Origin of the sequence: Curvivirga sp., assembly GCF_965219885.1 — a bacterium.
GTDB lineage: Bacteria > Pseudomonadota > Alphaproteobacteria > UBA8366 > Aestuariispiraceae > Curvivirga.
On the sequence record NZ_CBDCOT010000009.1, the window covers coordinates 950,182 to 969,722 of the forward strand.

The window sequence follows — 19,541 nt, forward strand, 5'->3', positions numbered from 1 at the left end:
CCTTATTTATAAGGGTCGGATGCATCCCGTAGGCCATCCCCAAGGAAGTTAAAGGCTAGAACCACCAACACTACTGAAATCATTGGTACAATCAGCCATGGATGCAGCACGATATCATTGATATTTTGTACTTCATTTAGCAACACACCCCATGATGTGATAGGCGGGCGAAGGCCAAGGCCCAAATAGCTGAGCGCGGTTTCCCCTAAAATCATGGCGGGGATAGATAAGCTGGCAGAAGCAATCAGATGGCTCATAAAGCTTGGCATCAAATGACGCATAATAATCCGTTTCGGGCTGGCCCCCATGAGATGGGCGGCGACGGCAAAATCTTCTTCACGAAGGCTTAGAAGTTTTGATCGGACGGCTCTCGCCAAGCCCGGCCAATCCAGCATACCCAGAATGATCGTTAAGCCGAAGAAGACTAAAATCGGGCTCCATGTCACTGGAAGGGCAGCAGATAACGCCATCCAAAGGGGCAATTGCGGGAAAGATCGGATAATCTCAATCACGCGCTGAATTGTGGAATCAATAAAGCCACCGTAATATCCGGCAATCCCGCCAATGGTGATCCCCATAAAGAAACTAATAGCGATGCCGACGATACCGACAGTTAAGGAAATACGTCCGCCATAGCCCATCCGTGATAGCATATCCCGACCCAAGCGATCCGTTCCCATCAGAAATAATTGGCCACCGGGTGCCGGACAGAAAAGATGAGTATCGCCTGTAAATAGACCACCCCAGAATTCATATTCGGCCCCTGCATAATCATTGCTGGAACAGAAAAAACGAATTTTCTGAATATCAGATATGTCTTCTTCATAAATCCATTGCCAGGTTTTGAGGTCAAACTCCCCCTTGGTGCCATAGACAAAAGGTCCGATAAATTCCCCCTCATGGGTGAAATGTACTTCTTGGGGCGGCATATATAAATAATCGGTATGGCGATGATTAGGGTTATAGGGGTTTAAAAACTCTGAAATCAGCAGGGAAAAATAAACGGTGACCAGGAAGATACCGCTGATCAAGGCAACGCGATGTTTGCGGAATTTCCACCACATAAGTTGCCATTGGCTGGCTTGATAATAACGTTCTTGTTCCGCGGTTAGCTTTGTAACGCTATCTGGGTTCCATTCATTTTCATTCACCCAATGCGTATTTTTGTTGGAAATATCACTCATTTTGATGCCTCCGCACCTAAACGAATTCGGGGATCAAGCAGGGCTAAGGCTAGATCTGATACCAGCATGCCAACTACTGTTAACAGGGCCACAAACATTAAAAAACTACCCGCGAGATAGATGTCTTGGGCCAATAGAGCATTTAACAACATCGGGCCTGTTGTTTCCAAACCAAGAACAACTGCCACAATAGCAGATCCCGAAATGACATCCGGGATTAGATTACCAATGTCGGAAATAAAAGGGTTTAAGGCCATGCGCAATGGATATTTCACCAATGCTTTTTTGGGTGATAATCCCTTAGCTCTGGCCGTAATGACATATTGTTTATGCAATTCATCCAATAAATTTGCCCGTAAACGGCGGATCATAGAGGCCGTCCCACTTGTACCGATCACAATGACGGGTACCCACAGATGTTCTAAAACAGAAAGGGCTTTATCCATGCTCCAAGGGGCATCGATATATTGTTCATCCATCAGGCCGCCCACATCAACGCCGAAATAGGCCTTCGCAATATAAAGTAAAATCAAGGCAAGCAGGAAGTTAGGGGTTGCAAGTCCTAAATAGCCAATCAATGTCAGGCTATAATCCCCAACGCTATATTGCCGGACGGCGGAATAAACGCCGATCGGGAAGGCGACAATATAGATAAACAAAATGGTAAAGAAATTGAGTACAAAGGTGAGGGACATACGATCCCCAACAACCTCTGATACAGGTAAGTCATATTCAAAACTATGACCAAAATCACCGTGCAACATACCCCATAACCAGTTGAAATATTGGACAATCATGGGTTGGTCTAGGCCATATAATTCCCGATAATAAGCGATGCGTTCTTCACCGCTTTCACCTTGTGCCTGTAACTCGTTGATCAACGTGGTTAGGTAATCACCCGGCGGCAGTTGAATGATAATAAAAACAAGGGCAGAAATCACCAACATGGTTGGGATCATGATTAAAAGGCGTCGTGCAATATATCCAAACATAGTTTTTCGCCCCTTAATCTTTAAACCAGAATAAATCAGTATTATAGAGGCCGAAATGGGCACCCGGTTCCCAGTTCCAGATGGCTTCTTCCGGTACATTCATTAATTTATTGCTCACAACGATTGGCTGTAAGGTTCCGGCAATAAGACCAATGCTAAAGACTTGATTGGCATGAGTTTCCAGCATTTGGTGCCAGATCATGGCTCGCTCATCTACGGATTTTGCCTTAAACCAGCGATCATAATATTGCATCAACCCAATCGCCGCTGGCATATCTGGTTCTTCGCCTGAAACGCCACCAGTTTGTACATATTGTCCCCATTTTGGCCATTGGAAATGGTCTTGGTCGATGGGAGCAAGGCTTGCAGGCGGTGTATCGGCGGTTGCCATACCATTTTCCATACCGGAAAAGACCGTCATCACATTGGCGCCGGAATAGATGCGAGGCTTTAAAATATCCATGGTCGTAGGTTTAATATGTAACGCAATACCTGCTTTTGCCCAACTATCAGCAATTAATTGTAAAACATCAGATTGCTCTGGGCCGGTATCTGTTGTTTCTACAATGATTTCAAGTGTTTCACCATTTGGCAATTTGCGAATACCACGGCCATCTTTTTCAACTAACCCGATTTCATCTAATAATTGATTGGCTTTTTCAAGATCGAATTCTGCATAAGCGGTGCGGAAATTCTCTTGATAAAGTGGACTTGCAGGTAAAACCGTATTTTGGCCCTCTATGGCAAAACCGAAATACACAACGCGGTTGATTTCATAACGATTAATAGCCAAAGACAGAGCACGTCTAAACCGGACATCACGTAACAAGCTTCTCCAAACAGGATTACTGTTATTCAAATTTGGAAATAAGGCCATATGGGAGCCTTTACCATTACGCCATAGCCTTGTGGTATAGCCGTATTCAACTTCGTTTTGTTTTAGCAACGAAATGTTGTTGAAGTCTAAATAGCGCCCTTGAAGATCAACTTCACCGGTTCCTGCTTTTAAAGGGATGAGCTTCTTTTCAGTGATGCTGAACACCCAGCGATCAATATAAGGAAGCTGAAGGCCGTTTTCATCAACACGATGGAAATAGGGATTACGATGATATTCGTATCTTTCCCCGGATTTCATCACTTTTAAAACCCAAGGCTGAAGACTTGGTAACTTCTCATTCTTGTTATGATAGGCTTTTGCATATTTGTTATGCAACGCACCCCAGTTTTTGACCCCTTTTTCCTTAACCAGTTGATCTATATAATCTTTATCTTGATAATCAGCGTGATATTTTTTTAGATAATGAGCCGGTGCATAGATATAGCGCGGACTGGCTTTGGCGAGGGATGCTAGAAATAATGGGTTAGGTACAGGCCATTCATATTGAACAACATCTTCAAATGGAAATGTAACCACAGGGAGGTGCCCTTGTACGCGAAGGGCAGAAGGAGGACCAGATGGATACAGGATTTCGTTATTGGCTACATCTTCCCACCAATAGCGGAAATCTTCGATAGTAAAAGGTGCGCCATCAGACCATTTATGACCTGCGCGCAACTTAAGACGGAAAATGCGACCGTCAATGATTTCCACATCTTCCAGAATGTCGGCCTCTAGTTCCAAATCCGTATTGTATTTAACCAAACGCGCATAACCATATACGACCATTTGGCGCGTATCTTTGTCTTTACGCATGGCCATGCGAATGGTGCCGCCATGATGACCAAGTTGAAGACCTTGGTCAGTCACATTTACGATTTTCGGAATATCCGGCAAACGATTGTCAACAGATGGCAATTTGCCCTTGGCAACTTTTGAAACATTGAAATCAGAATCTATAAACATATCTGCCATCGTCAGTGACGGCGCGACAAATACAGCTAGTGATATGAACGCGGCTTTTAGAAATTTCTTCATCAGGAAACTCCTAAACCTGAATTCACATGGGTGCGCACATAATGTTCCCCAGACATGTCAGATAAAGCTAATTGTTGAGACCCATCATCGGTAAAAGGTGTCGGCCAGCTTTCCGGATTACTGGCTTTTTCATTCATCAGGTGATTGAAATCCAGTAAATGATCCAAACTTGGTTCGGGTACAGCTTTTAACAAGCCTTTGGTATAAGGATGTATCGGGTTTTTAAACAGGCTTTCCCGTGGGGCCATTTCTACCAAACGGCCGCGACACATAACCGCAATATCATCTGCGATGTAATCTACAACGGCTAAATTATGGCTGATAAAGATATAAGTGAGCCCCAGTTTGGCTTGTAAGTCTTTAAGCAAGTTTAAAATCTGCGCTTGAATAGAGACGTCTAATGCGGAAACAGGTTCATCGCAAATAATTAGTTCCGGACGTAAGGCAAGGGCACGTGCAATGCCAATGCGCTGTCGTTGACCGCCAGAAAAACTATGTGGATAGCGTTTTAGATGACGACGGTCTAGACCTACTAATTCCATCAATTCTTCTGCCATTTCCCGACGGCTTTGCGGAGTGCCGATATTATGGATCACCAAAGGTTCCGTAAGAATATCACCCACTGTCATACGCGGGTTTAATGATGAAAATGGGTCTTGGAAAATAAATTGCATTTTTTGGCGGAAAGGAACTAAGGATTTTTCATCTAGCCCAAGAATATCAATATCTTTTTCACCATCATTAAAGGTGATGGAGCCTTCATCGGGGCTTAGGGCCCGCATTAACATCTTGCTTAAGGTCGTTTTGCCACATCCACTTTCCCCAACAAGGCCAAGGCATTGCCCTCGTTTAACCTGAAAAGTAACGTTATTCACGGCATGAACAGTGTTTTTTTCTTTTCCAGATCCAAAAACACCGCCTTTACGAATAGTGAAAGACTTACGTAATCCATCAACTTTAAGGATTGGCTTTTCAAGTTCTTCGGGCTTTTGATTGCCGTTTTTACTTTCCCGTTCCGCCATTAAATGGCCGGTTTTGGTCTCAATGGATCGAATGGGCTTCAATCGTTCGCCTGGTTCCATATCAAAGCGCGGCACCGCTGCCAGCAAAGCTTTTAGATAAGGATGCTGCGGATTACGATAGATATCTTGTAAATTACCTCTTTCCATGATTTCGCCATGATACATGACCACCACATCTTTTGCGACATTGGCAACCACACCTAAATCATGCGTAATCATCAAAACAGCCATACCAAGTTCAGATTGTAGGTCGCGGATAATTTTCAGAATTTGGGCCTGAATGGTAACATCCAAGGCTGTGGTTGGCTCATCAGCAATCAGCAAAGAGGGCCGACATACCAAGGCCATGGCAATCATAGCGCGTTGGCGTAAGCCACCAGATAATTCAAAAGGATAAGTTTTCAGAGCACGTGCTGGGTCGGGGAAACCGACAGCCCTTAACATATCCTTGGTTAATTCAGCAGCTTCTGAAACAGAGACGGGTCGATGCAGCAACAAGGCTTCCATGATCTGATTTCCCACCGTATGTAAGGGGGAAAGGGATGTCATAGGTTCCTGAAAAATAATAGATATACGACCACCACGAATATCCTGCATCGTTGTTCCTGCAGGATTAAGGCGTGAAATATCAATTGGGCCACCTTGGGCGAGGGCTGCTTCATCACAAAATAGAATTTCACCAGTTTCTATTTTTGCTGATTTAGGGAGGATGCCCATAATTGCTTGGGAAATCACAGATTTACCGGAACCAGATTCCCCAACAAGAGCGACGGTGCCACCATGGGGGATATCAAAACTTACATTTTTGACAGCTTTAACTACGCCTTCATCCAAATGAAAATGAATGCGCAAATCTTTGACTTGCAGTAGCTTGTCCATCCAAGCTTTCCCTTTCTGCTGTCGAATTAACCCCCTTAATCCGACGATACCCTGTTATTTTCCCCGTATTTTTTGAACGTAGATCTTATAAATCTACGCGATCCATCGGGGTATTTATGCCGGACGCATTCAGATTATCCAAGGTCACCGGATCGAGCGATAGCTCTTTTCTGGCGGCAGCCTCTGACGCGCGGTGTAAGATTTCATCAAAATCTTCCAGCTGTGAATCCAAGTTTATACTAATATTTTCCGCTTTCAATTGTAAAAACATCCATCCATTCTCACCAGATTTCTTGGTGGAATAATAACGCAGTTTCAATTTATTAAGCTTGTCCCATTCCAAGGTTTTTGAAATGGGTTTGAGTTGCTTCAATTTCTCATGATCATGTGTAATTTCAGTGACAGCACGAATATAAATTCGCCCCAAAAACACAATGAATATTGCTGCTAAACCATAAAGGATCCAGCTTAACCATGTTACAGGCTGGCCCATCACCAAAGGTAATACAACAAGGAATAGGCCTAGCGCGCCCTTGGCCCCATCCCACATAAGGCCTTGTTTGCTATATCTTAGAATTGGGGTATCTGACATTGCGTTTACTCATTCATATTAGAATTCAAAAGAAAAGCTATCAATATAAGTGGATAAATCCAACCAGTTTGCAGATGGGTGTTGCTGAATAGTTTGATTAAACTTTTCTATAAAAGACCAAGTTTCTTCATCATGGATTAAATGATGGGTTAAAAAACCAGTCGGTTCGATCACATCAACATTTTCCCAAACTTCACGTTTGGCACGTAGATGTAAAATTGCTTGAGCCAGACTTGCAACATCGCCTAAAAATTGTCGATCAGCTTTCCAATTCACAGGATCGATATGGGCATTTAAAATATAGGGGCCTGTATTTGGTTGGCGTGGTGTGAAGGTTGATACAAACTCTAAACCTGCTTCTTTCACGGCGTCTTCACCATCATTACCTAATCGGTTCCAAGGCGGCACAAAGAGAGGTTTAAATTGACCTCCAAAAGCCTCCTTTAAGAGAGAATGACCCTTTTTAAGTTCTTCTGTCATCACTTCTTTTGAGCGATGGTCGCGAAATTCAGCTTTTTTCTCATCTGCAGGCGCATGATTTACATGGGCAAAGCCATGTTGAACGATGGTGATATTTTTGTGTTGAGAAGTGAAGGGTTGAAGGCTTTCTTCTAATTGATCCGGGATCACAGCTAAACTGATAGGAGTGTGATCTGTTACCGTCATAAGTTTTTGTAAGGCGGATGTGTTGGCAACGGCATCATCATCACGCCACCAAAATTCAGCGATCACACCTTCTTTCGCCCAATTGTCTAGTTCATCAGTAAAATAAACCCATGGATTGGCAATAAAATCTGTATCAGAAAGTAATTTCTGTTTTTCTTCTTTAATCGTCGGCATCTTAATTTCTTAGCAAAGATTTGAGTATAGTTGCGGATTTTTCTGCCCCATCCAGCGGAAATGGAGTATGCGGAATAACTGCTTGATTGGCTAGAAGAATATCTATTTTGTCTGCCAATAGATCGGGCGTTAAGCTGCTTTCATCTACGATAGACAGGCGATTGGCTTGTGCTAATAGTTCTGCGCGTAAGGTTTGTTCGCTTTCCTCCCCGTCTGCAAAAGGAATCACCAGACTATTCACGCCCGTAGCTAGGATATCCATGATCGTATTGTAGCCTGCCTGACTGATAGATAGTTTTGCAGAGGAAAGCAGGTTTCGAAAATCAGATCGGGCATCCTCAATGATCAGATTATCCTGAGCTTGGCTTTTGAGTTTTGTTTTAATGGAGTCAGGCAAGTTTGGGCCAAGTAATAGACGCCAAATACCTGCTTTGTTTTGACTAAGTTTATAGGCTTGAAGGGCAGTTTCATAAATGCGCTGGCCTACAGCGCCCCCACCGGCAGAAATAACAACTTCGGAAAGATCACCTGTTTCAAGTGCCTTTGAAGATCCGCTATCTACATATCCTGTATAGATGAGCTTATCGCCTAAACAGTCCGCATCTTTAAAACTTCTTTCCAAAGGGCAAAATTCTTTTTCTCCATGGATAAGAACACGGTCTAGATATTGATTGGTTGTATCAAAGGCAAATTGGCGTTTCTTTTCTTTTTTGGGATCTACCAGAATATCGCGGATAGACGTTGCACAAGGGATGTTATCATTTTTGGCCTTTTCAAGCAGAGGGATAAGCTCTTCCTTAAATTTACGACGGGCAAAAGGAAAGCCTTCTAAAAGGATAACATCAGGAGATATTTTATTGTATAAATCAATGAGTTGGTTGCGGCGTTCCTGCCACCATTTTTCATCAATCAAATCACCCTTTTCATCAATTAACTGATTGAAATCTCCATTTCTGGTTTTTGTGGGGGTAAGTTGATGAAAATATGCGTCACCAAGATCTGGCAATTCTTCAGGAAACCCACCACTGATATAATGAGCTTCAAAGCCAGCTTTAAGGCAGGCGCGGGTGAGGGCTGCCGCGCGCATCTGATGTCCAATCCCAAGAAGATGTTGTACATGAAAGAAAAGCTTAGGTTTTTCTGTCATATACCCTGTTCCTTATTGGGGTTTGGCCCGGGATGAAGTTTAATATTCATCTCCACAATTGAGGGATGTCCATTATGATCCAGTTCAAATAGATGTGCTTCGGCCTGATTAAGCTTGTATGGAGGTTTTCCTAACATGGGCCAATCACAAGCCAGCGCCATGATTGCTCTAATCATTGCCAAATGTGTGACACAGACGGTGGCTTGATCGTGTTTTGCGATTTCTTGCAGCAATGGGTTGATACGGTTTTGAACCTGTCTTGGACTTTCCCCATTTGGCGGTAAGAAATCCAATCCACGATCTTCGTTCTCCTGCATTTCAGTACCAAGTCGTTCACGTAGATCGGGTAAAACTTTTCCTTCCCAATCTCCAAAACTCATTTCTATCAAGCGTTTGTCGGTTGGTGGTGTCTTACCGGACAGGATTTCTGCGGTTTCCAATGCTCTGGATAAGGGGCTACTAATCCATTGGAAAGTTTCTGTGAATTCAGGTAATCGCCATTCTTTCACCCAATTTTTGCTGAGATCGGAAATGGGAATATCTGTATGCCCCTGAAGACGTTTTTCACCATTCCAAATCGTTGGTGCATGTCGAATAAGCAAAAGTGGTGTGGTCATAAAGGCAAGCTCCGGGCGATGATTTGGGCCGCAGCCTGAAGGGAATGATTATATTTTACATTTTCTTCGGCAGCAAAAGACATATTGTGACGAATATCTTCATGTTCCAAAAGGTAGTCTACCGCTTCACTAAAAGCATCTACGTTACCTTCTTCCACCAATAAGCCGGTTTGTCGATGATGGATGAAGTTGGCTATGCCCGCTCTGTTGGCAGAGACGACAGGTAATCCTGCTGCTTGGGCTTCTAACATAGCTAAGCCAAAGGCTTCTTTAATACCGGGCCATATACATAAATCGCAATTTTGAAGTAAATCGGCGATTTCATTTTCATCCATTTGTCCGGTGAAACGAACTGGTACGTGGAGGTTTGCAAATTTTTCTTCTAAATCTTTACGACTTTCTCCATCTCCGACAAGAATCAGGCTGCAGGCGTTTTCCCCAAGCTTTTTCCAGCTATCTGCAATAATTTCATAGGATTGCGTTTTATCTCCCTTGCGCATCATGCCAACAGCAATCGCCCAGATGTCATCTTCAGGTAAATCGAGTTTTTCAGCCCATTTCCCCCGGTCCAATTGATCTAGGTTACTTTGATAGGGACGTGCGTCCAAGAAGGGCGGTAATAATATCAGTTCCGTCCAGCTGGGAAGATATGGTTTGATACAAGGCACATCATCCGGATTTAGCACATAAATCCGCCCTGCCAGCGCCAGCGCTTCCTGTGTGGCTTTTAATCCCCGATCCCAAGGACCACTTTCCTGTTTGGGTGCATAACTTGCTTCTGCGATACAGTATGGAATATGAAAATGTTTACAGATCTTTGGGCCAATCAGATCAGGTGCCTTATGATAAAGATGATAGGTAAACCAAACTTCTGGTGCGCCATTTTTCTCATATAACGTAATTAGACGCTGCATTTCTGCTGCGGCTTCCTGTTCAAGACTATCCTGAATTTCATTGTCACCTGTTTTATTATAGGAACGAAACTCACTGGCTAATTCGACCTTTTCGCCTGACATTTTTAACGCTTGTAGTATCAATCGTCCCACGCGCCGATCTCCGGACGGGGTCGGATGGTTGGGTGATTTTAACGGGGCATAAAAGGCGATAGTCATGATCTTCCTTTGAAGGTTACTTCAGGGAAGTATGGTCCAGATTAAAACATTCTGCCAGTCTGGTGATACAATGATCCGCGTCAAATTCTTCACGGACACGTTTTTCACCTGCCTGACCCATCTTGTATCTTTGTTTTGGACTCGTAATGATTTTTAAAAGCTTCTCTGACAGATTATCTGCATCTTCGGCTTCTGCGAGTAATCCGTTCTTACCATCAACGATTAGTTCAGGAATGGCAGAGATATTGGTAGACACAACAGCCAGCCCTTGGCTTTGAGCTTCCATTAAAACATTTGGTAAACCATCGCGATCGCCATCTTCGACGACTTTACTGGCAAGAACAAAAGCATCAGCCTTGCGAATTTCTTCCAGTACTTTTTCCTGAGGTTGTGCACCAAGCCAATCGATCTTATCGGATAATCCAAGGTTTTTTGCTTGTGATTTAAGTTTCTCTTCCAGCGTGCCGCCACCGACTTGTATTAGTTTCCAATGCAAATCTTTTGGTAGTTTTGCCAAGGCGTTGAGTAAGTCGTCATAACCTTTCTTTTTGACCAAACGACCCACAGAAACAAGTGTAACTGTTTTTTCTGTGGTTGATCCGTCAAAATCATTTTCTTTTCGATCAAAATGATCGAAGCGTGCCAAATCAAGTCCATGATAAATGAGATGCACTTTCTCTGGATCAGGGCTTAGCTCACGCAGATGGGCAGCGCCATAAGCAGTACAAGTTGAAAGCCAGCCCATTTCAGCCATTTTTTCTTGTTTCTCCCAATCAGGGATTGTCCAGATATCTTTGGCATGGGCAGAACCGCTCCACGGCAGTTTCCGCATTATAGCGGCATAGCGGGTTACAGATGCGGGCGTATGCAAAAAATGAAAATGTATACGTTCTATACTGTCAGGTAATTCCGTTGCCAAAACACAAGCTTGTCCAAATCGGCGAATACGATTTCTTGTTTTGTCGCGTTTATAATCTTTCAAAAATGCACGGAATGCTTTTGAATATCCGGGCAAACAACGGGCTTTGAGCCATGCTTTTGAAACCCGTGATTTCTCTTCATGAAGATATTCTGGCAAATAGGATACATCTGCTTCAATTTCGCTGTGAATTGGATGACGAGCTGTATCTGTTGGATGACGCAGGGAAATAATTTTGATGCCCAAGCCAAGCTTTTCCAAGTTGCGGATTTCTTGGGCAATAAAGGTTTCAGAAAGACGAGGATAGCCTTTCAAGACAAAAGCAACAGAAGGCTTTTCGGATTTATTCTGGGACATATGTTTTTCGTTTGGTTAGATGTTAACCGGAAATTTGTGAAAGCGTTGCAGCTGTTTCACGATTTTTGGCGCGGGTATCAAGATGTTTTTGGGTTAGTCGGTTCACGCTATCAAGACCATCCATTAAGCCAGGTACAACCACATCGCTTGGACGTTTTTGTTGTGGTAATTGACGAAGGGCTGTTGCCATTGTATCCGGACGGCGTTCATTGTCGTCTTCCAGCATAGAAACCAAACCTAAAGATTGAGCACTGGAAGCACGGATAAATTGTTCCATACGTGGACGGGTACGTGGAATAATCATCGCAGGTTTGTCAAAAGATAAGATTTCACAAAATGTGTTATATCCACCCATGGCGACGATAGCTGCGGCATTGTCCATTAAGCTTTCCATATGGGCATCAAAAGAAAGAGCTTCTACATTATCAAGCTTATTGATCCGCTCAACAAAGGCGTTTTGTTGTTCGGATTGCATGAAAGGACCAAATACAATCAGCGCAGGATAGGGTAGGTTTTTATGATTTTCATAAGCCCGTAAGACCCAGTCAACCATCAGGTCGCCGTCACCACCACCACCCGGAGTGACCAATAAATAAGGCGGTTCAAACTTTGAGATGATATAGGGTTTGATGGCTTCACTTGGTACTTCACGTTCCAGATAGCCCGTATAAACCATCTTGCGTAATACAGATTCAGGTACATGCATCCCATCAAGAGGTTTGCAAATTTGTGGTAGACCATACACCCAGATTTCATCATATAGGTTTTCAAGTGCCGGCATGGCGCCTTTGCGTTCCCATTCTGGTTCCAGGAGATCTGGGTCATCCATGACATCACGTAATCCAAGGACCAGAGGCACGCCCATTTCTTTTAACATATGAAGGGTGTTTTCGACTTCCCCACGTAATCCCAATGGTTCTTTATCCACAATAAAAAGATCAGGATCAAAAGCTTCAGCAGTATGTTTGATAATAGAGGCACGCATCGCCAAAGTTTCTTCAATATCCATATGAAGTTTTAGCGATGTGTAATCCCCGTTTCGGAGTTTGATCACGCCGGGGATACGGACAAAATCAACACGGGAAGAAAAATCAAAACTACCAATGATAGGTGATCCGGTGAGGATCAAAACACTTAAGTTGGGATTTTGACGCACTAAAGAATGGGCAATTGCGCGTGTACGGCGCAAATGGCCCAGCCCGAATGTATCGTGGCTATACATCAAAATTCGTGAAGCACGCTCTATTGCGACCATCTTGACCCGTCTGTTTCCTTGATTACATATTGGATGTAATCGTAAATTATTACGCACACTATCGCAGAAAAGCGATGAAAAACAAGTGGGATCACTCTGCCCAATTTTACTTTTGCAAGCAAGACGTGTGATAAATGCAACAGTCACATTGATGTGACTGTGGTTTCACTTGCGAATGGGCGATGAAAAAAGCATATTACCCCAAAGAGGGGGAGACTATTGGTTCTATGCCGATAGGAAGTTAAGGATTTAAGAATTTAATGAGTTTGCAAGAAGAAGTCGAAGCGCTCTCGAAAGTGCCTATTTTTGAACGTCTGGATATGGCGAAACTAAAAGTACTCGCTTTTACAGCTGATCGTGCCACATATGCGCCACAAGACCTTTTATGTAAGGAAGGGGAGCGCGGTGATCGCGCCTTCGTGCTTATGTCTGGCGAAGCGAAAATCTGGGTGGAAACCAATACGGGGCCATTGCATGTGGCGGATTTAAAACGTCACGATGTGGTCGGGGAAATCGCTTTGCTCGCAGGCTTGCCACGAAGTGCGACGGTCATTGCAGAATCGCAAGTTGAAGCCTTAATTTTAAATGAAGATGTGTTTATGCATATGATCCATGAATTTCCAAGTGTCGGGCTTGAACTAATGCGTAGCTTGGCTGAAAAACTTCACAATACGACGTCCCGTCTTCAGGATGTGGCGAATTTACCAAGTGATGAATAGGAAGATTTAAATGTCACGACTTGATAGTGTGATCCGCCGGTTGAAAGCGCAACGTGCTTGCCTGGACGAGGCGACATCTATGGTAAATGGCAAAAGCGGACATGTTCTTGAACTTGGGCTTGGCAATGGTCGCACGTATGATCATTTGCGTGAAAGGTTACCTGGAAAAGATATCTATGTGTTTGAACGTCAGGTGAATGCTCACCCGGATTGTATTCCTCCTAAAGACAAATTATTTCTGGGTGATTTAGAAGATACTTTATTGGAAGCCCGTGATAAACTGGGGGCGACTGCAGATTTATTGCATTCCGATATTGGCACAGGTGATCCAGAAAGAAATCGTAAATTTGCATCTTGGCTAAGTACTATTTATCCGGACTTAATGGCGTCAGGCGGCATCATCTTGAGTGATCAGGAATTAACCTTAAGTGAATTTGATCCTCTTCCATTGCCCCAAGATGTGCAGGTTGGGCGATATTATTTCTATAAAAAGAAATAGGTAAAACGGAAGGTTGTTGTAATGTCTGATAAAGAAAAGTTAATTCAGGAACATGCAACAACCATTGCTATTCCAGAGGATAACACCGCGCAGCGATGGTCTGCGGTTATGTTACGAGGGCCTTCTGGTAGCGGTAAATCTGATCTTGCATTACGTCTTATTGATCAAGGGGCTGTCTTAGTCGCAGATGATCGATCATGTTTGGAATATAAAGAAAAAACCATTTGGGTCAGTCCGCCAAAACCACTTGCAGGAAAGCTTGAAGTGCGTGGTCTTGGAATCATGCAAGTTTCATATAAAGAGCTTGCTGAGTTGAAATTAGTGGTCGATCTAAAACCATTAAATGAAATCGAACGTATACCTGAACAAAAAACTGTAACGTATCTAGGACATGATGTGCCATATGTTCAAATTTGTGCCTTTGAAACATCAGCAGCGTTGAAAATTCGTTATGCATTGAATGCTGATTGGTTGGAGATATAAAAAGATGAGTGAAGTAACGGATGTCCCAATTTATCTTGTTACCGGTTTATCTGGTGCAGGAAAGTCCACATGTTTACATGTATTGGAAGATTTGGGGTATGAAGCCGTTGACAATTTACCATTGTCTCTCCTGCCTGCCCTGATTGAAGAAGCAATAAACCCTGATTCAGGATTTGGACCATTAGCTGTAGGTATTGATATCCGTAGTCGCAATTTTGATGTCAGTGAGTTTATTGATGTGGCGAAAAAACTACAGGCAGATGCAGGATGTCCGATACGTTTACTTTATGTGGAATGTGATGATGAAAGTTTAATTTCCCGTTATAATCAAACACGACGACCACATCCATTAGCCCAGGATAGCCTGGAAAAATCCGTTGCGTTGGAACGGGAGTTGCTAAACCCGTTAAAAGAACGCGCTGATCTTGTGATTGATTCAACAGGACAAACCATCTGGCAATTCAGAAGTCGCCTCAAACAGGTTCTCGGGGATGGGGTGGCTGATAAAATGGTGGTGACTTTGATGTCATTCTCTTTTGCCAAAGCTATTCCGCGCGATGCTGATTTGGTGTTTGATGTGCGGTTTTTACAAAACCCTCATTATATTGAAGAATTGCGTCCCCTCACTGGACAAGATCATTTCGTACAGGAATATGTGCGTAAAGATCCGGATTTTGAGAGTTTTATGGAAAAACTTACATCCTTGCTTGATGTAACAATGCCACGTTATCAAGAAGAAGGAAAAAGCCATTTGACCATCGCAATTGGCTGTACTGGCGGGCGTCATCGATCTGTTTTTGTGGCAGAAGAGTTGGGGAATTATCTACAAGGTCAATGGCCTTATCATGTAACTCACACGATTATTGGCAATGTTTGATTGTAAAAAGACTTGATGAAAAGGTCTGAATGTTCATACTTCCTAATTGTAATTTCAACATATAAAAATGCGTATATTGCGGGGGCAAAATTTATATGATCGGTTTGGTTTTGGTCACTCATGGCAAGCTTGCAGATGAATTTGTATTAGCCATGGAACATGTGGTGGGTCCTCAGGAACAAGTTGCGAGTATTTGCATTGGCCCTGACGATGATATGGAACAACGACGTACAGATATCGTTTCTGCTGTTGGTAAAGTTGATAGCGGTGAGGGTGTTATTGTTCTAACCGATATGTTTGGTGGGACGCCTTCTAACTTGGCGATTTCCATTATGGACCAAGGTAAGATCGAAGTTTTAGCTGGATTGAACCTTCCAATGTTGATCCGTTTAGCCAGTGTGCGTCAAACCGAAGATATGGATGAAGCTGTAAAAGCAGCACAGGAAGCAGGCGTAAAATATATAAATATCGCCAGTAAGCTGCTTGGGAATTAAGCACCTATCGCATAAACAAGATTTAAGTAAGTTATATAAATATGAGCGATACAGCTTTTGAAAAAACGTTAGAAATCGTAAATAAGCGCGGCCTTCATGCACGTGCGGCAGCCAAGTTTTCAAAGCTATCTGATGAATTTGATGCTGACATTCGGGTCAGTAAAGACGGGCAAACGGTTTCTGGTTTATCCATCATGGGGTTGATGATGTTGTCTGCATCTAAAGGCACAACTATAGAGATCGCAACGTCGGGTGCGCAGGCAGAAGATGCAATGAAGGCTTTAGAAGAATTAGTCTCAGGCGCGTTTGACGAAGAAGAATAGACTCTCATTAATTTAAACATATAAAGAAAAATTTATATCTTGTTCGGTTTTGCTGGACAGATTTATACTTCATTGCTATACCCCGCCATAGATACATCCCTGTTTAATACACTTAACTGTTAGGAAGGAAGCCGATATGTCCGGTTTTACTGATTATAAAGTTGCAGATATTTCTTTGGCTGAATGGGGCCGTAAAGAAATCAATATCGCTGAAACAGAAATGCCGGGTTTGATGGCACTTCGTGAAGAATTTGGCCCAAGCCAACCCTTGAAAGGTGCACGTATTGCTGGTTGTCTTCATATGACAATTCAAACAGCTGTGTTGATCGAAACATTGGTTGCTTTAGGTGCGGAAGTACGTTGGTCTTCTTGTAACATCTTCTCCACACAGGATCAGGCTGCTGCTGCGATTGCGGCTGCTGGTATTCCTGTATTTGCCTGGAAAGGCTTGAATGAGGAAGAGTTCAACTGGTGTATTGAACAAACAATCACAGGTCCAGATGGTTGGGAAATCAACATGATCTTGGATGATGGTGGTGATTTGACAATTATGGCCCATGAAGAGCGTTTTGCACATATCCTTGAAAACGTAAAAGGCCTATCCGAAGAAACAACAACTGGTGTTCATCGTCTACATGAAATGGTGAAAGCTGGTACATTGAAAGTACCTGCAATCAACGTGAATGACAGTGTGACAAAATCCAAATTCGACAACAAATATGGTTGCCGTGAATCTTTGGTTGATGCGATCCGTCGTGCGACAGATGTAATGATGGCTGGTAAAGTTGCTGTTGTGAACGGTTATGGTGACGTTGGTAAAGGTTCTGCAGAATCTTTGCGTTCTTCTGGTTGCCGCGTATTGGTGACAGAAGTTGATCCGATCTGTGCATTGCAAGCTGCAATGGAAGGTTATGAAGTTACAACAATGGAAGATGCGGCTGCACATGGCGATATCTTCGTAACAACAACAGGTAACATCGATATCATCACAATTGACCATATGCGTGCGATGAAAGATCGTGCGATCGTTTGTAACATTGGTCACTTCGATAACGAAATCCAAGTTGATGCTTTGAAAAACTACGAATGGGACAATATTAAGCCACAAGTTGACGAAATCATCTTCCCGGATGGCAAGCGTATGATCTTGTTGGCAGAAGGTCGTTTGGTAAACTTGGGTTGTGCAACAGGCCACCCAAGCTTCGTAATGTCCGCAAGCTTCACAAACCAAGTATTGGCTCAAATGGAATTGTGGAATGATGCAGACAAATACGAAAACGATGTTTACGTATTGCCGAAACATTTGGACGAAAAAGTGGCTGCGCTTCACTTGGCAAAAGTTGGTGCGAAACTAACAAAAATGTCTCAAGCGCAAGCTGAATATATTGGCGTAACTGTGGATGGCCCATTCAAGCCGGATGCATATCGCTACTAAGTTTTCCAATATGGAAAATAGAAAAGGCCGCTCATTATTGGGCGGCCTTTTTGTTTTGATTAGCGGAGAACTTGATGGAGCCAGTTTTCCAATTTGTCAGATAGAAGGTTTGGTACATCTATCATTGAAAGATGGCCTGCATCCGGCAGAGGTTCAAAATCAGAATTGTTGAGCATCGCGTGAAACCGTCTACCCTCTGAAATATTGACCCATTGATCTTCTTCTCCCCATAAAACGAGGCTTGGGACTTGAAGTGTGGGATATAATTTTTCCAGATCGGCGGTGAAGGCATAATCATATTGTCCCACTTGTCGATAATATGCTTTTTGTCCTTCTTCATCGCGCCAAGGCGCTAAAAGGCCATTCATTAAATCCGTATCAATTATTCTGGAAGAGGCGGTTTTAATATGTGCTTCCAGAACAGCTAAATGAACATATTCTGGAACATTAGCAAAAGTCTCTTCATGTTGTTGAACATGTCTTGAAAAGGTTGTGCCCCATGGAGATAAAACCACACCGTCAATAATTGCGATGGCTTTGACGGATAATTCCTCAACCAAATGGGCACCAAGAACACTCGCAGCACCGAAATCATGACCAATTAAAATTGGATTGATCAGGTTTTTATGGGTTGAAAATTCTTTCACAACGCGGGCAAAACTACGCAAACGAACATCTTGACCCTCGAATTTATCGGAACGCCCATAACCGGGCAAATCAAGTAGATGAAGGCAATAGTTCTTAGAAAGTCGTTTAACAACGTCAGTCCAGATAATGGCATTAAATGGTGTCCCATGAACCAAGATGAGATCAGGCCCATTGCCGATTGAAGTATGCTTTATAGTTCCTGCACTTGATGTAAATTCATGATTGAGTTCGATATATGACATATTTTTATCCTTAAGTTTGCTGTATTCTGAAACTTAAGTTATTTTTCAAGTAATTAAATTGATACTATTTCACCAAAAGATGAAAATTTGTCATGTTACCACCGATCCAAAATATATTGGCATTCGTTACAATCGTAGAGCTAAAACAGTTTAAACGTGCTGCCAGCCATCTGAATTTGACGGAATCCGCGATTAGTCATCAGTTAAGCCGATTGGAAGATCACCTTGGCAGGAAATTGCTAGAAAGGGGCAGAAATGAAGCCTCATTAACATCCGATGGGGAAGTTTTTTATGGATTTGCAACAAATGCCTTGAGGGAATTACAAAATGGTGTTTCGGCAATCCAATCCCACAATGTGAATAGTATTCATATCACGGCACCTCGCACCATGGTGGCGATGTGGCTGGCGGCTAAAATTCCTGAGTTTTATATGGATCAGCCAAATATAGAATTACGTCTTAGTGCGACGGATCGTGTTTGTAATTTGAAACATGAAAAAATTCATCTTGCGATCCGATCAACGCCAAATCTTAGAGATGGCTATCGTTATGAGAAGTTTTGCGAACAATACATCTTTCCTGTGGCAAGCCCAGAGATTGCAAAAGAAATTGCCATCAAAGGATGGGATCAGGTTGTAAAAGAAACTGCCTTTATCTTGAATGAGACACATTTAGGTGAATGGAAACAATGGTCTGAAGAATTCAATACAACCTGTCCGGATGAAAGGAAAATGCATCGGTTAGGCAGTTATGATATCGTGCAATCGGCCTGCATTAAGGGTTTGGGGATTGCGATGGGTAGATATCCGTTATGTTCGGAAGCCATTCAAGATGGTCGCTTGGTACCAGTCTTTGAAGAGAACAAATTCTTTGATACGCCCTATTATCTTGCGTGGTCGGAAGATAGCCCAAATTATCAATCCTTAAGGATTGTCCGGGATTGGTTATTGGAACGCAAACCAAGAGATTGAAATGACCGCCCTATTTGCA

At 43.0% G+C, this 19,541-nt stretch carries 20 protein-coding genes; 8 read left to right on the forward strand and 12 right to left on the reverse strand.

Features of this window, described 5'->3' with window-relative positions:
- Positions 1–2 precede the first annotated feature (2 nt).
- From ACOQOA_RS09955 to ACOQOA_RS10005, 11 genes are all read right to left on the reverse strand, one after another.
- Entirely contained in the window at positions 3–1,184 is a 1,182-nt protein-coding gene (locus ACOQOA_RS09955) for an ABC transporter permease (protein WP_420548488.1), read from the reverse strand.
- Positions 1,181–2,176: an ABC transporter permease gene (locus tag ACOQOA_RS09960; protein ID WP_420548489.1), complete on the reverse strand. Its 996-nt coding sequence runs from the start codon at positions 2,174–2,176 to the stop codon at positions 1,181–1,183. The genes ACOQOA_RS09955 and ACOQOA_RS09960 overlap by 4 nt, the downstream gene beginning before the upstream one ends.
- Before the next feature lie 13 nt (positions 2,177–2,189).
- A complete protein-coding gene (locus ACOQOA_RS09965; protein ID WP_420548490.1) occupies positions 2,190–4,091 on the reverse strand; it encodes an ABC transporter substrate-binding protein in 1,902 nt (633 codons plus the stop codon).
- The gene (locus ACOQOA_RS09970; protein WP_420548491.1) at positions 4,091–5,992 is read right to left on the reverse strand and encodes an ABC transporter ATP-binding protein; all 1,902 of its coding nucleotides are present in this window, start codon (positions 5,990–5,992) and stop codon (positions 4,091–4,093) included. Before ACOQOA_RS09970 ends, ACOQOA_RS09965 begins: the two co-directional genes overlap by 1 nt.
- A gap of 85 nt (positions 5,993–6,077) precedes the next feature.
- A complete protein-coding gene (locus ACOQOA_RS09975; RefSeq protein WP_420548492.1) occupies positions 6,078–6,584 on the reverse strand; it encodes a hypothetical protein in 507 nt (168 codons plus the stop codon).
- Positions 6,585–6,602: 18 nt separating this feature from the next.
- On the reverse strand, positions 6,603–7,424 hold the full coding sequence (locus ACOQOA_RS09980; RefSeq protein ID WP_420548493.1) for a polysaccharide deacetylase family protein: 822 nt from the start codon (positions 7,422–7,424) through the stop codon (positions 6,603–6,605).
- A 1-nt stretch (position 7,425) separates the two neighbouring features.
- Positions 7,426–8,571 (reverse strand): glycosyltransferase family protein, encoded by a 1,146-nt coding sequence (locus ACOQOA_RS09985; RefSeq protein WP_420548494.1) that lies wholly within the window; start codon positions 8,569–8,571, stop codon positions 7,426–7,428.
- Entirely contained in the window at positions 8,568–9,188 is a 621-nt protein-coding gene (locus ACOQOA_RS09990) for a histidine phosphatase family protein (RefSeq protein ID WP_420548495.1), read from the reverse strand. The genes ACOQOA_RS09985 and ACOQOA_RS09990 overlap by 4 nt, the downstream gene beginning before the upstream one ends.
- Positions 9,185–10,300 carry a glycosyltransferase family 4 protein gene (locus ACOQOA_RS09995; protein WP_420548496.1) on the reverse strand — a complete coding sequence of 372 codons (1,116 nt, stop codon included), beginning with the start codon at positions 10,298–10,300 and terminating at the stop codon, positions 9,185–9,187. Before ACOQOA_RS09995 ends, ACOQOA_RS09990 begins: the two co-directional genes overlap by 4 nt.
- A gap of 16 nt (positions 10,301–10,316) precedes the next feature.
- Positions 10,317–11,576 (reverse strand): glycosyltransferase family 4 protein, encoded by a 1,260-nt coding sequence (locus ACOQOA_RS10000; RefSeq protein ID WP_420548497.1) that lies wholly within the window; start codon positions 11,574–11,576, stop codon positions 10,317–10,319.
- 22 nt (positions 11,577–11,598) lie between these two features.
- Positions 11,599–12,831: a glycosyltransferase family protein gene (locus ACOQOA_RS10005; RefSeq protein ID WP_420548498.1), complete on the reverse strand. Its 1,233-nt coding sequence runs from the start codon at positions 12,829–12,831 to the stop codon at positions 11,599–11,601.
- A 260-nt stretch (positions 12,832–13,091) separates the two neighbouring features.
- On the opposite strand from ACOQOA_RS10005, the gene ACOQOA_RS10010 reads away from it, so the two are divergent.
- The 7 genes from ACOQOA_RS10010 (at position 13,092) to ahcY (ending at position 17,661) form a co-directional block, all read left to right on the forward strand.
- On the forward strand, positions 13,092–13,550 hold the full coding sequence (locus ACOQOA_RS10010; RefSeq protein ID WP_420548499.1) for a Crp/Fnr family transcriptional regulator: 459 nt from the start codon (positions 13,092–13,094) through the stop codon (positions 13,548–13,550).
- 10 nt (positions 13,551–13,560) lie between these two features.
- The gene (locus tag ACOQOA_RS10015) at positions 13,561–14,049 is read left to right on the forward strand and encodes a class I SAM-dependent methyltransferase (RefSeq protein ID WP_420548500.1); all 489 of its coding nucleotides are present in this window, start codon (positions 13,561–13,563) and stop codon (positions 14,047–14,049) included.
- Positions 14,050–14,070: 21 nt separating this feature from the next.
- Complete coding sequence (locus tag ACOQOA_RS10020) at positions 14,071–14,532, forward strand: HPr kinase/phosphorylase (protein WP_420548501.1); 462 nt, start codon at positions 14,071–14,073, stop codon at positions 14,530–14,532.
- A gap of 4 nt (positions 14,533–14,536) precedes the next feature.
- Complete coding sequence (gene rapZ, locus ACOQOA_RS10025; RefSeq protein ID WP_420548502.1) at positions 14,537–15,409, forward strand: RNase adapter RapZ; 873 nt, start codon at positions 14,537–14,539, stop codon at positions 15,407–15,409.
- Between the two features lie 95 nt (positions 15,410–15,504).
- On the forward strand, positions 15,505–15,903 hold the full coding sequence (locus ACOQOA_RS10030) for a PTS sugar transporter subunit IIA (RefSeq protein ID WP_420548503.1): 399 nt from the start codon (positions 15,505–15,507) through the stop codon (positions 15,901–15,903).
- Between the two features lie 41 nt (positions 15,904–15,944).
- A complete protein-coding gene (locus ACOQOA_RS10035) occupies positions 15,945–16,226 on the forward strand; it encodes an HPr family phosphocarrier protein (RefSeq protein WP_155154108.1) in 282 nt (93 codons plus the stop codon).
- 136 nt (positions 16,227–16,362) lie between these two features.
- Positions 16,363–17,661 (forward strand): adenosylhomocysteinase, encoded by a 1,299-nt coding sequence (ahcY, locus tag ACOQOA_RS10040; RefSeq protein ID WP_155154109.1) that lies wholly within the window; start codon positions 16,363–16,365, stop codon positions 17,659–17,661.
- A gap of 59 nt (positions 17,662–17,720) precedes the next feature.
- Here the strand turns inward: ahcY and ACOQOA_RS10045 are convergent, their stop codons facing one another.
- Positions 17,721–18,551: an alpha/beta fold hydrolase gene (locus ACOQOA_RS10045; protein ID WP_420548504.1), complete on the reverse strand. Its 831-nt coding sequence runs from the start codon at positions 18,549–18,551 to the stop codon at positions 17,721–17,723.
- 92 nt (positions 18,552–18,643) lie between these two features.
- On the opposite strand from ACOQOA_RS10045, the gene ACOQOA_RS10050 reads away from it, so the two are divergent.
- Positions 18,644–19,522 (forward strand): LysR family transcriptional regulator, encoded by an 879-nt coding sequence (locus tag ACOQOA_RS10050; protein WP_420548505.1) that lies wholly within the window; start codon positions 18,644–18,646, stop codon positions 19,520–19,522.
- Positions 19,523–19,541: the final 19 nt, after the last annotated feature.